The sequence below is a fragment of the Nonomuraea basaltis genome, from assembly GCF_005893125.1.
Classification (GTDB): Bacteria; Actinomycetota; Actinomycetes; order Streptosporangiales; family Streptosporangiaceae; genus Nonomuraea; species Nonomuraea basaltis.
Map to the genome: position 1 here is coordinate 1 of NZ_VCJS01000078.1, position 13,125 is coordinate 13,125.

Below are 13,125 nucleotides of genomic sequence, written 5' to 3' on the forward strand. Positions count from 1 at the left end.
AAACGTCATATCTGCCTATCGTCGGCAGCGTCAGATGTTTATAAGAGACAGCTCCCCGCCCTACTGGTGCGACTTCCTCCCGCAACAGGCCGTCCGTACGATCACCGGCCTCACGATCCCACTGGAGGAGCGCAAGAGCTGAGTACCCGCGACCCACGGGCAATGCGCGCTTCGCAACGAATATGACCGGCTCTCCGTCGTGTGGTCGGTATGGGACGGCGACGGCATCACGGACCTCGCGCGCAAGAACTACGGCAGCCATCAACTGGCCGCGCTGCCGACAGATCTCGGTACCGGACTCATCGCCTACACCGCCCGCTTGCCACGCACCAGGCCCTACTACACCACGATGCTGTTCCGGTGCGGCGACGAGCGGCCTTGGATCAGCGTCGATCTGTCCGAGGTAGCCAAGGGACGTGACCCAGTGACCGACTTGACGCAACTACTCAGCTTCGCCCGCAAACGGTACGGCGAACTCCACAGATGCACCCCTAAGCCGAACTGACAATCGCTTCTGCGTGCGACGTGTGCCATCCGATGCGACGCGCGCCAAAGTCATCGAGCAGACCCTGATCAAAGTCTCCGGCCCCCCGAGAACCCCGAACGGAACGCGCTGCTCAACCGCGTCGTCGACGCATGGCGACGCCGCCACGGTCAGGGCAGCCCCAGGCCGTCACCCTCGTGGGCGGCTACGCCGGTTCGGGCAAGACAGAGTTCTCCCGATTCCTGACCGACATCACCGGCTGGGCCTTCCTGGACAAGGACTCCCTGACCCGCCCCATGGCCGAACGCCTGATCATCTCCCCAGGCGGCGATCCTCACGACCGCCACTCCGAGCTTCGTACATCGGGGTACTCACAAGCGTGACGCGACGTATGCGAGTCGTCAGCCTGGCGTGTCGTCACCGCGCTTCGCCCTGCATGATCTGCTGCCACAGCGTCTCGGCGTCGCGGACCCTCATCCACGGGCTTTCTACGATGGCCGGCGGGGACACGGAGCGGTCATACCGCCGTACAAACCCCAGCCCGGCAGCCATGCAGTGCTCGAAGACCAGAAGCCAGCACTCACAGGTGTAGGCGCGGACCCGGACACGGTCTGTACGCCGCTGGCTCCGCGACCACTGCACCGGCACCGCATCAGGGCGGGGCGAGGCAGGGTGCATGCTGTGAAAGTCGCCGAACTCAGCCACAGGTTCACCATCCTCCGTACCGCGTGAGCGCCCATATCCCGCCGCCGATGCCAGCGAAGACCGTGGGCGTTGGACAGGCGTTGGTGAGCGGGCGGCGAACTTCAGCCGCACTGCGCGCTCTCATCGGCGGCCCGGCCGGAGCGCACATGCAAAGCCCCACCCGGAGGGACTCTTGGCCTTCGCTCACCAACGCCATACGGCAAGCCTATATCAGCATGTCCTAAGCTGTCTGCTCCATTGCTAGCAATGGCTGTTCTATGGTGGAAGGTACAGAGATACATAGAGTCGTCCTGTGATTGAGTGGGACCCCAGGCTCTACAAGTGGGAGCAGATAGCGAATGTCGTCGCCGAACGCATCGAGAGCGGCACCTACCCTCCTCTTGCCCTGATCTCCGAGGTGAAGCTTCAGGAGGAGTTCGATGTTGCGCGTGTCACCGTCCGCAAGGCGATGGGCGCCCTCAGGGACCGAGGACTGATCACGACCAAGCCGGGCAAGGGCTCTATAGTCGCGCCGCAGTAGCCCTGTCGAGTGCTCCAATCGCCAAGATCAGACCCCGCTTCCCGGTGGTCATGAAGCCATGGCACGACACCGACGACCCCGAACACGAGCCATCAACGAGTAGGCTCCCGGGACGTGAGCAAGCGGATCGACTACTACAACGACCCGAGCGCCGTCTGCTCATGCTCCTGCAACGTCCGAGGCTCCCCCGACCTGGCATGGGCTGTCACGCGAACCAGAAGATTGCCTGCCCGTGTGGTCGGGTCCAGGCGAGCGGGGTCCCGTCCAGCGCGAGCACGTTGTACAGCTCCTCGCCCGGCGGCGTCGGCAGCGTGTTGTAGGGCAGCACGTCGGGGGCCTCGTTCGCGATCCAATGTCCGGGTAGCCTGCGTACCACCTCGGCGAACGTTACCCGCCGCGGCGCTGGCACGTGGTACATGACCGAGCTGTGGAACACCACCAGCGTCGCGTCGGGCGGGGCCTGCGCAGCCAATGCCGGCAGGTCGTCTACCAGATCGCCTCGTACAAGCAGCGGCGGGTCGGCCGCGACGACGGCCGCAGCCGCCCGCAGCCGGGCGCGGCGATGCGTGTGTTCCGGCCAGATGAGGGCGTCGAGCCAGGCGACATCCGCGGGGTCGGTCACATCAAGCGGGTTCAGGTCCAACCCAGCCCGCCACACCACCTGCGGTAGGCCGGTCGGCGGCGCCATGTTGGTGGCCGTACAGGCGAGGACCGGTTCACCGGAGCCGACCAAGTGATCGCCGTAACGGTAGGCGTACCGGTCGGGGTAGAGGCACAGTCCGGCGGACGCGCCGACCTCCAACAGCGCGACCGGCTGCGGAAGCGCGGCGAGCACCGGCAGCAGGACGGCACACCGTCCGGCCTCGTTCGTCTGCGTGGCCCGGATGCGTATCTCCGCCTCGATCACCGGCCAATTCGCCACCGCGTAGTCATGAAACGCTGCCGGGTCCTCAACCGGCCCGCCGAGCAGCCGGACAACGCCGAACAGCAGATTCGGTTGGCGCTTGGCCGACGGAAGCGCGGCGAGCAACGCCAGGAGCTCGCTGTCCCGCGACACCCCGGATGCCAGACGCTCGTACGCGGGCGACACGCCGCGCGCCTGGCGCGCGGCGAACTCCGTGTAGATCGCAGCGATCGTCATGTCCCAATGATCGCAGCGAATTTCCGCCCGCACTTACTCACATCCACAGGCTGTCGCACGAAACACGCCAGCTGTTCGCCCAGGCCGTCCGCGCTCGAGCTTCGGCAACCCGCGTATGGGCAGCTTCGTCAGCCTTCCGCAACGACACCGACGAGCCTAACGACGAACCCTCGGCAGAGTAGGCTCCTGGGGCCGTGAGCCAGCGGATCGACTATCACAACGACCCAGACGCGCCTGCCCCCAGCAGCCTCGTCCCCTCCGTGAACGTCGTGGTCACCAACGACGCCGGCGAGTTGCTGCTGATCCGCCGCTCCGGCAATGACAACTGGGCCCTACCCGGCGGAGCCATCGACCTCGGCGAGTCCATTCCTCAGGCAGCCATCCGCGAGACCTTCGAAGAGACCGGGATCACTTGCGAGATCACGGGACTGGTCGGCACCTACAGCGACCCTCGCCACGTCATCCTCCACACCAGCAACGGCGAGGTCCGGCAGGAGTTCTCTCTCGTCCTTACGGCCCGGCCCATCGGCGGCCAGCCGACTCCGAGCACAGAATCTCGGGAAGTCCGCCGGGTGCCGCGGCACGAGCTCGACAACTACGGCATGCACCGCTCCATGCGGCTGAGGATCAGCCACTACCTCCAAGGGGACAGCCCGCACATCGGCTAAACTCACCCCGCAGCCAGTGGTGTCAAGCATCAACCGGAACGGCCACAGCAGTCACCAGGCAGCATAGCCGCAGCTCAGAGGCGCGAAAGATCGTGCGAAAGATCGGCTGGATGAGACTTTACTCTACGGTTTCAAGGCCGCCCGCCTACGGCGGTCGGCGCGCGTTGGGGGCGGTCGCTGGCCGCGCTGCGGCTCTTCGGTCGGTCGCGGCCCACGCCGCCCACGCGTCGATCCGCATGATCAGGATGGCGGCCAGCTTCCATAGAATCCGATCTAGCACGGTGCGGCGATCCAGCCATCGCCACCTCCACCGACTGCACGAGCAAGGCAGCTCGATCCACGAACACGCCGAATCGGTCGACTCGCGACGAAGCGCCACAGCGCACAGCCAAAGCCCGCCAAGACCACCTACTGCCCGACGCCAAGATGCACCGGACACGGCCTAGCACTCAACGCGAGCACCTTAGAATAGTAGTTGCCTTGCCATTAGGGGATTGTGTGCAGGAGTCATGCATGACAAGCTCTTAGAGACGGTAACCTCCCTACCGAGGAGGTCTAATGCTGCTCAGGTTCCGCGTGGCGAACTTCATGTCGCTTCGCGACGAGCAAGAGCTGTCGTTCGTGGTAGACCAGTATGGCGCTCCAGATGCCAGAGATGCTGGCGTGACGATCGACGGCAAAGCGGTGCAGGTGCACACCGTCGCAGGGGTGTACGGCGCAAACGCCGCTGGTAAGTCCAACCTGCTGCGGGCAATGGAGTTCATGCGTAGTGCCGTACTTGACTCGCATGCGGAGTGGGCCAAGGGGGAAGGCGTTCCACGCAAGCCGTTCGCGTTTGATCCCGTCCATGCCAACGAACCTTCGTTCTTTGAGATTGATGTCGTGCTAGGAAATCCGCCGGTGCACTACACCTACGGGTTCTCCCTAAGTGATCGACGAGTCGAATCCGAATGGTTGTACGCGTATCCGGGAACCCGGCGGCATACACGGCAAGTCTTGTTCAACCGGGACACATCGGCACGGGTCCCCTTCGAATTTCCTGGTGAAAATCTCAAGGGCCCTAAAGCAACCCTAGCCAAGCTCACCCGGGAAAACGCGCTATTCCTCTCTACCGCCGCGGCGAACAATCAACAGCAGTTGGGAGCACTCCAACGCTGGTTCGCCGATAACTTCTGGCTGGTTACACCGGAACGAGGCCGCAAGGCTCGGGAGAATTACAGCAGACGGCAGATGCTGGGCCGGTTCAAATCTCGGATCGAGGGACTACTCCAGCACGCCGACATGGGGATCGAGGGCATTGAAGCGATCCCCAGAGACCCCGATCCCCCGGAGATCCGCTTCGTCCACCGAACCGGCACCGAAAGGGTCACACTCGACTTCGCCGACGAGTCGCTCGGCACACGCACATGGTTCGCAATGCTGGGACCCATACTGCTCAGCCTCAGTCAGGGCGCCGTGCTGCTCGTCGACGAACTCGACGCTAGCCTTCATCCAGCGATCTCGGCCGAGGTGATCCGGCTATTCAACGATCCTGAAGCCAACTCCGAGAATGCCCAGCTCGTCTTCACCTCGCACGACACCGCGCTTTTCGGGTACCTCCCTGGAGGCCGCCCGCTGGATCGCGCCCAGGTCTGGCTCACCGAGAAGAACGACGACGGGGCGACCGATCTCTATCCGCTCACCGCCGCAAAACCTCGACCAGACGAGAACCTCTATCGGGGCTACCACGAAGGCAGATACGGCGCCAAACCACAGTTCTCCCCAGGTGAACTAGCCTGGTGGATCCGCCTGGAGAAAGCAGCCGAGGGCGAAAACTGATGCCACGTCCAGCCCCCGGCGTCCCACTCTATAGCCGCAACAGAGCCTTTCGCTCACAGACACCAGTTTACTTCTTCGTCGAGGGAGAGACCGAAGAAGACTACATTCGTCACCTGAACTCAGAGACAGCGGAATTTCACCTCATTATCGAGGAACGCAGCACCGACCGCAGGCGACTCGTGGAGGACGCCATCGCGCTCCGCAAATCGAGAATGGGCAAGGCCGCCGACCTGCGCAGGCCTCACGAATACCCTCGGACATGGTGCGTGTTCGACTACGACGACGATGACCGCGTCGACAGTCTCTTCCGAAAGGCAGCGCGACACGGCGTTCAGATCGCATTCTCCCATCCGTGCCTCGAACTCTGGTGGTTGCTGCACTTTCAGCCTGTGACCAGCAGTCTCGACGCCGATACGATCAAGATGAAGCTTGGCCGCCTCAGCCAGACGCGGGCCTTTCGTGGGCTGAGCAAGAACAAGCACCTGACCTCTGACCGGTGGAACGCTCTGCAAGAGCTCTATCCAACGGCCCGTATGAACGCACAGAAGCTGATCTCTCACTGTGGCTGCATCTGCCGGCCGCCGCATCATGGAGAGGATTGCGTGCCGAGCAAGCGTAGTCCATCCTGCAATATGGCCGATTTGGTCGACTCCTTGAAGATCATCTATTGAACGAGGCAACCACGTGGCAAAGCTCACCCTGCGGCAACTCGAGCGGCACCTGTTCGCCGCCGCCGACATCCTGCGCGGCAAGATGGACGCGGCCGAGTTCAAGGACTACATCTTCGGGATGTTGTTCCTGAAGCGCTGCTCGGACGAGTTCGACGCTGAGTACGAAGCCATCCTCGACAAAGCGCACAAGCACAACTGGAGCGAGGAGGATGCCGCCGGACGGGCCGAGCATCGCGACTCGTACCTAAATTCTTTCTACGTGCCGAAGGTCGCCCGCTGGTCGTATCTAGTTAAGGACGTCAAGAAGGACGTCGGCGAAGAACTCAACGCCGCCATGCTGGCGCTCGAGCACGAGAACCCCGAGCTCGAAGGGGTCTTCCGGCACATCGACTTCAACAAGAGGGTAGGCCAGACCACCCTCGGCGACCGTAAGCTGCGTAGCCTCATTAACCACTTCAACCGCTACCGGCTGCGCAACGACGACTTCGAGTTCCCCGACCTGCTCGGCGCCGCCTACGAGTATCTGATCCGCGAGTTCGCCGACTCCGCAGGCAAGAAGGGCGGCGAGTTCTACACTCCGCGTCCCGTGGTCCGCATGATGGTCCGGTTGGTCGCCCCGCAGCCCCGGATGAGCGTGTATGACCCCTGCGCGGGCTCCGGCGGCATGCTGATCTTGGCTAAGGAGCACGTCGAAGAGCACGGCGGCGACGGCAAGGACCTCGTTCTGGCCGGTCAGGAGGCGAACGGCGGGTCGTGGGCGATGGCGAAGATGAACATGCTGCTGCACGACATCATCGAAGCGAACCTGCAGAACGGCGACACCCTTGCCGATCCCAAACATGTACGCGACGGGCAGCTCATGCGCTTCGACCGAGTGGTCACAAACCCGCCGTTTTCTCAAGGGTACGACACGGACGAGCTGAAGGAGAACTTCAAACACCGATTCCGCTTCGGCTGGACACCACCGGGGAGCAAGAAGGCCGACCTGATGTTCGTTCAGCACATGCTGGCCGTGCTTGCCGATAGGGGAATTATCGCCACCGTCATGCCCCATGGCGTGCTCTTCCGCGGTGGCGATGAAGGCAACATCCGTACCAAGATGTTGGATGAGGATCTGGTCGATGCCGTAATCGGCCTGGGGCCGAACATCTTCTACGGCACCGGCATTCCGGCATGCGTCCTGGTGCTGCGTGCGCCGAACAGCAAGCCTCCGGAGCGGCGCAAAAAGGTGCTATTTATCAACGCCGAACGCGAGTTTTCAGCAGGGCGGGCACAGAACCACCTGACGCCTGAGCATATTGAAAAGATCGTAACCGTTTATCACGAATACACTGAAATCGAAGGTTTCTCCAAGATTGTCGCGCGCGCCGAATTGGACAAGAATGACGACAATCTCAATATCCGCCGCTATGCAGACAATACACCGCCGTCCGAGCCCCAGGACGTGCGTGCGCACCTGTACGGCGGCGTACCAAAGAGAGAAGTCGAAGCCAAGGCGACTCGATTCACCGCCCACGGTATCGACGTCACTAAGTTGTTCAGAGAGCGAGATGCCAGCTACTACGACTTCCTTCCCGAAGGCCCGGAGGAAACGGCTTCACGCATCGCAGAACTGGCCATCCTCCGCGAAGGCGAAATTGTCGAGCTCTTTGACGACTGGTGGCGCTCTCATCTGAAGAAGATCGTCGAACTGCCCTCCACCAAGGCACTATGGCTTGTACGGGCGGACTTGATCCTGAGCTTCGTCGATACGCTGCTGTCAACCGCTATGCTGAACCGCTATCAGCTCGCAGGTGTAGTCGCGAGCTGGTGGGAGGAGTCGCAGTACGACTTCAAGGCCCTGTCAGCCGGCGGATTTGCTCAGGTCTTGGACGGCTGGGTAACCACTATCCAGGCCGCCGTAGAGGATGAGGTCTTGCCCGATGGGTCTGTAGTTAGCAGGAAACCCGCCGAACGACGTCAGGGCTATGATCATCGCCTTGTAAAAGCGCTCATGCCGGACTACATGGCCTACTGGGACAAAGTCGAGGCCGAATACATGGAGATTTCTGCCCGTATTAAGGCAGCTATCCCTGATACCGAGACCGAAGATGAGGAGAACGAGTCCGAGCGCATCGAGGAGATCTCTCCTCAAGACTTGGAGCTGCTCAAGACAGTCCGCGCTACCCTCGGACGCAAGCGCAAGCACTTCGAGAAGAACTTCCTCAATGAACTCGGTACCAAAGTCCGCGCCCTTGAGGAACCTGACCGGCACGACCTCGTCCTCAAAGTGCTCCGCGACCAACTGTCCGAACGCCTGACCACTGCCATGGCCACCCATCGCCGCGAACTAGAGACATTCGTTCGCGTCTGGGCGGACAAATACGCCGTCCCCCTCGTTCAGATCGAGAGGTCTCGCGAACAAAGCGCCGTCACTGTCACCACTTACCTTAAGGAGTTGGGCTATGCCGACTAACTCCGCCCTTCTCCTTCCGCCTGACTGGCGTTACGTTCCGCTGGGCGATGTTTGTAATCTCGTATCGCGCGGTAAAGCACCTAATTATGTAGGGGAGAGCCCGGTACATGCGATCGGCCAGCGCTGTGTTAGAGAACAGGGTTTTGATGCATCACAAACTCGTCCGCACGATGCCAGTTTGACTAGGGGACATCTTCGTCCGCTACCAGGCGATGTTCTACTTAACTCTACTGGAACGGGAACAATTGGCCGCTCTTGCATTTTTGATATAGACGACAAATTCATTGTCGACTCCCATGTCACTATTATAAGGCCAAAACGAAATATGGCCAGCGGGAAGTGGATACAGGCTGTCCTGGCCAGCCCTGCCGGTCAGAATTTTCTGGAGACTCATTGCTATTCGGGATCGACCAACCAAGTTGAGCTTATGACCTCACGTTTGAAAACGATGAGGATTGCACTACCGCCACTGCCCGATCAGCAACAAGCAACAGAGATCCTTGATGCACTCGATAAACAGATCGCGTGGTGCAGGGAAGACATAAAGAAGCGCCAGGTGATCGAGCAGGGGATTATAGAACACTTGCTTACAGAAGTTGTTCAGTCGGACACCGGAGTCCAGTGGGATCGCCTGGACGCTATTGCCCGGGTCGACCGCGGGAAATTTATTTATCGACCCCGCAACGATTCCCGATTCTTTGGAGGGACGTTTCCTTTTATTCAGACCGGAGATGTGACTGCGGCAGCTGGCGGCATTATCGAAAACTATTCGCAGACTCTGAATGAACTTGGCTTTAAGGGGAGTCGAGAGTTCCCGGCTGGCTCTATTGCTGTGACCATTGCCGCCAACATCGGTGAGACCGGAATCCTCGGAAGGCCTATGTGCTTTCCCGACAGTATCGTTGGCGTGGTCGTGCACAAGCCACACTCGAACCGATACGTCGAGTTGTGCCTCCGAAGAGCGAAGCGCCAGTTCAGAGCCCATGCCCCACAGAGCGCGCAGGCAAACATCAATCTAGAAGACCTGCGACCCTTCAGGATTCCGCTGCCTCCTCCAGAAGAGCAGCGGAAGATCGCTCGAATCTATGAGAGCCATATGGAACTTATCACTCGAGAGTGTCACAAAGTAGATAAACTACAGCAAATCCGGCAGGGGCTGATCGATGACCTATTGTCGGGTAAGGTGCGGCTCAAGTTGGTGTGAGGCCTGGTCAGCGGCGACGGAGGCACGAGGTGGCGAGCGCGGAGTTTGAGGAGGTCGAACAACCCCTCATTGAGCAGCTTAGAGCCATGGAGTGGGAGGTCCTCGACGGCGCCGCCCCAGGTGCGATTCCGAGCGTCCCGGAGCCCTCGGGGCGCACAAGCTTCTTTGAGGTCCACCTTGACACAAGGTTGCGGGAGGCCCTGAAGCGCATCAATCCGTGGCTGGATGAGCAGCGTTTGACACAGGCAGTCAACGACCTCATCCGGAGGAACGAAGACAGCCTGGTCGAGGCCAACCAGACGGCTACCCGCCTTCTTGTTGAAGGCACCAGGATCCCCGACCCGGTGACCCGCAAGGAACGCACGGTTCATTACGTTGACTGGGACGAATGGACCAACAATACGTTCACCGCGGTCCGGCAGTTCCGGGTGGATCGGCCGACCGGGCGCGGCCGACTTTTCTCCGTTCCGGATGTCACCCTTTTCATCAATGGAATCGCCGTTGTCGTCATTGAGTGCAAACGCGGTGATCGTGACACAGCGATGGTCGAGGCGATTGACCAGTTGCTCGCCTACACGGGGAAGAAGGACAGCGCCTTTACCGAAGGCATCCGCGAGCTTTTCTACACCAATCAGCTGCTGATCGCCACGCACGGCGACCGAGCCCGACTCGGAACCATCTCCTCCGACCCCGACCACTTCGCCGAGTGGAAGAAAATCCATCCTGTTCCGGAGACACAAGTTCTCAGCGAATTAGGCGCGGGATCGGGACACTGGCTGACCGGCCAGGAGAAGCTCGCTGCGGTCGTACTACGTCCAAGGCTACTGCTCGACATTCTCCGACACTTTGTGATCTTCATGCCGGCCGGGGCGGGCGGCAAACGACGCATCAAGGTCGCTCCGCGTTACCAGCAATACCGTGCCGTGACCAAGATACTGGACCGGCTACGTACTGGCCGAACCCGGCGAAAGCAGGGCGAACGGGACGAGCGTGGCGGAATCGTCTGGCACACGCAGGGCTCTGGCAAAAGCCTAACGATGGTCTTCCTGATCCGGGCCATGCGATCGGATCCGCAACTGCGCCGGTTCAAGATCGTGATTGTTACCGACCGCACTGACTTGCAGGACCAATTGCACGGCACCGCGCTGCTGGCCGATGAGCCGATCCAGGTGGCCAAGACGGCCTCGGGCGTCAAGTCGCTGGTGCGGCAAGACGATGCCTCGCTCGTCTTTGCCATGATCCAGAAGTATCTTCGGGACGACAACGCCGAAACCGTTTCTGGCAGCGAGCGGTTCGCCGACGACCTGGATGACGACGAGATCGACTTTCCCGTTCTTAACACGTCCGAGGAAATCCTCGTCCTCATCGACGAGGCCCACCGGTCGCACGCGTCGGTGCTCCAGGCTCGACTGCTCGCCTCCATGCCGAACTGTGCCCGGATCGGCTTCACTGGTACGCCGATCGTGTCCAAGGGCAAGAAGCGCACCACCGAGATCTTCGGGCGCTACATCGATGACTACGGACTGCGAGACGCCGTCGCGGACGGCGCCACCGTGCCGATCTTGTACCAGGCAAAGATCGCGGTTGGTGACGTTGACCAGGCCGAGCGGCTCGACCGCGGCTTCGACGACCTGTTCCCCCAGGCCACCGCCGAGGGTCGGCAGCAGGTTCAGCGACGGCATGCCAGCATCCGGGCCATCCTCGAATCCGAGGACGAGATCCAGAATAAGGCAGCCGACATGCTCCGCCATTACGTGCGGTATGTGCTGCCCGGCCGGTTCAAGGCTCAGGTCATCGCGGCAAGCAGGCTGGCGGTCGTGCGCTATCGCGCGGCACTAATGGACGCCCGCGACGATCTGCTCGCACGGGCGGCGTCGGTGCCGTCGAGCATCGCCCATGACCCGAACGCCGAGATAGAGGTTGAGACTGACCTGCTGCTCAAGGTACGGCTTCACCGTCCGGTGCTCCAGCGGATGCAGTTCGTCCCAGTCATCTCGGAGGGCGCCAATGACCCCGAAGACTGGTCGGAGTGGACAGACAAAGACAAGCAGCAGGACCACATAGCCCGCTTCAAAGACGAGCCGCTCCCATCGATCGCTGCAACGCCTTGGTCCTCCGAAGGCGATGACGACGATGAGCCGGATGAGGACGGGGGGGTGTCCCATACTCCCTGGGGGTCGGACGGCGGTCCGGAAGGTCCCCCTGGGGGAGTAGCAGCGGCCCACGACAACGACGAAGGGCCATCGTTCATCGGGTTCCTCATCGTTCAGAGCATGCTGCTGACCGGATTCGATGCCCCGATCGAGCAGGTGCTGTACGGCGACCGGGTCATCCGTGCCGAGGAGTTACTCCAAGCTATCGCCCGCCCCAACCGGCCGGCCCCTGGCAAGGAGGTCGGCTACTTCGTCGACTACGTCGGTGTTTCCCTGCACCTGCGCGAGGCGCTGGACGCCTATGACGAGGAGGACGTCGACAGCGTCCTAACCAACGCGTTCATCGACCTGCGGAGCACGCTTCCCAGCCTGGCCGACGCCCACCGCGCGGTCCAGAACTTCTTCGCCCGTCACGGTGTTACGTCGTTCGACGGTCCAGGTCAGCGCGAACAAGCCGTACAGGTCCTGGGCGACCAGGACTTGCGGAGCGAATTCGATGAACTCCTCCGTGAGTTCCTCGACCCGTTGAACAGCGTGCTGCCGCATCCCAAGTCACTCCAATACGTTGAGGATGCCCGCAACCTGGCCTTGATCCAGAAGCTGACCCGGCGTCGCTACCGCGACACCCGCACAGGCGATCTGGATCCGGAGCTGTACGGGGCGAAGATCCGTCGACTGCTCGACAAGCACATCAAGGTTCTCGGCATCGACCAGGTGATCCCGCCGGTGGAGATCACGGCTCCCGAGTTCCTCGATCGCGTGGATGCTCTGCCCGACAGCCAGGCGGCCGCCGCCGAGATGGAGCACGCGCTCCGGTTCCATATCGAGAGGCACGCCCCGGAGGACCCGATCCGGTACCAGCGGCTCAGTGAACGGCTGGGGCGGCTTCTACGCGAGTTGGAAACTCAGGTCGACCAGCTCGCCTTAGAACTGCGCGCACTCATCCGAGACGTGAACCGCGGTCCCCAGACCGACGACTCGGGGCTGGACCCACGGCTGGAACGCCCGCTGTACGAAATCATGGCCGAGGCAATGAAGGATCAGGGCAAGGCGCTAGTCGAGCAGCGGCTCCAGGCACTTACCCGCGCCTGCACTCGTCACATCGCCGCCGAAACAAGCAGGATCGACTTCGTCCACCGTCCGTACGCCCAGGACAAGCTCCGCCGATGGCTGTTCAACACCCTGATCGATGAAGGGGTCTGCGATCTGAAGGATGCCGGTCCTGTCGCCGTCCGGCTCATGCAGGTCGTACGGGTTAACGCGAGCCGGTACTCGGATTGGGAACGGCGGGTCCGATAATGGTGTA

The 13,125-nt window shown here is 61.6% G+C and carries 11 protein-coding genes; 9 read left to right on the forward strand and 2 right to left on the reverse strand.

The window, feature by feature from the left end:
* Positions 1 to 199 precede the first annotated feature (199 nt).
* Both EJK15_RS32025 and EJK15_RS32030 read left to right on the forward strand, forming a co-directional pair.
* Positions 200 to 505, forward strand: coding sequence for a hypothetical protein (locus EJK15_RS32025; protein WP_138714217.1), 306 nt, complete (start codon positions 200 to 202; stop codon positions 503 to 505).
* 131 nt (positions 506 to 636) lie between these two features.
* Positions 637 to 867, forward strand: coding sequence for a P-loop nucleotide/nucleoside kinase family protein (locus EJK15_RS32030; protein ID WP_206061212.1), 231 nt, complete (start codon positions 637 to 639; stop codon positions 865 to 867).
* A gap of 34 nt (positions 868 to 901) precedes the next feature.
* On the opposite strand, the gene EJK15_RS32035 is transcribed toward EJK15_RS32030, so the two are convergent.
* Complete coding sequence (locus EJK15_RS32035; RefSeq protein ID WP_138714218.1) at positions 902 to 1,189, reverse strand: hypothetical protein; 288 nt, start codon at positions 1,187 to 1,189, stop codon at positions 902 to 904.
* 292 nt (positions 1,190 to 1,481) lie between these two features.
* Here EJK15_RS32035 and EJK15_RS32040 point away from each other — a divergent pair, with 292 nt between their 5' ends.
* Complete coding sequence (locus EJK15_RS32040; RefSeq protein WP_138714219.1) at positions 1,482 to 1,709, forward strand: GntR family transcriptional regulator; 228 nt, start codon at positions 1,482 to 1,484, stop codon at positions 1,707 to 1,709.
* A 205-nt stretch (positions 1,710 to 1,914) separates the two neighbouring features.
* On the opposite strand, the gene EJK15_RS32045 is transcribed toward EJK15_RS32040, so the two are convergent.
* Complete coding sequence (locus tag EJK15_RS32045) at positions 1,915 to 2,850, reverse strand: DUF2332 domain-containing protein (protein ID WP_138714220.1); 936 nt, start codon at positions 2,848 to 2,850, stop codon at positions 1,915 to 1,917.
* A gap of 194 nt (positions 2,851 to 3,044) precedes the next feature.
* On the opposite strand from EJK15_RS32045, the gene EJK15_RS32050 reads away from it, so the two are divergent.
* From EJK15_RS32050 to EJK15_RS32075, 6 genes are all read left to right on the forward strand, one after another.
* Positions 3,045 to 3,518, forward strand: coding sequence for an NUDIX hydrolase (locus EJK15_RS32050; protein ID WP_138714221.1), 474 nt, complete (start codon positions 3,045 to 3,047; stop codon positions 3,516 to 3,518).
* A gap of 558 nt (positions 3,519 to 4,076) precedes the next feature.
* Positions 4,077 to 5,336 carry an AAA family ATPase gene (locus EJK15_RS32055; RefSeq protein WP_138714222.1) on the forward strand — a complete coding sequence of 420 codons (1,260 nt, stop codon included), beginning with the start codon at positions 4,077 to 4,079 and terminating at the stop codon, positions 5,334 to 5,336.
* Positions 5,336 to 6,007 (forward strand): RloB family protein, encoded by a 672-nt coding sequence (locus EJK15_RS32060; RefSeq protein WP_138714223.1) that lies wholly within the window; start codon positions 5,336 to 5,338, stop codon positions 6,005 to 6,007. The genes EJK15_RS32055 and EJK15_RS32060 overlap by 1 nt, the downstream gene beginning before the upstream one ends.
* A 13-nt stretch (positions 6,008 to 6,020) precedes the next feature.
* Entirely contained in the window at positions 6,021 to 8,462 is a 2,442-nt protein-coding gene (locus tag EJK15_RS32065) for a type I restriction-modification system subunit M (RefSeq protein ID WP_138714224.1), read from the forward strand.
* A complete protein-coding gene (locus EJK15_RS32070; RefSeq protein ID WP_138714225.1) occupies positions 8,452 to 9,666 on the forward strand; it encodes a restriction endonuclease subunit S in 1,215 nt (404 codons plus the stop codon). The genes EJK15_RS32065 and EJK15_RS32070 overlap by 11 nt, the downstream gene beginning before the upstream one ends.
* Positions 9,667 to 9,695: 29 nt before the next feature.
* Positions 9,696 to 13,118: a type I restriction endonuclease subunit R gene (locus EJK15_RS32075; protein ID WP_138714226.1), complete on the forward strand. Its 3,423-nt coding sequence runs from the start codon at positions 9,696 to 9,698 to the stop codon at positions 13,116 to 13,118.
* Positions 13,119 to 13,125: the final 7 nt, after the last annotated feature.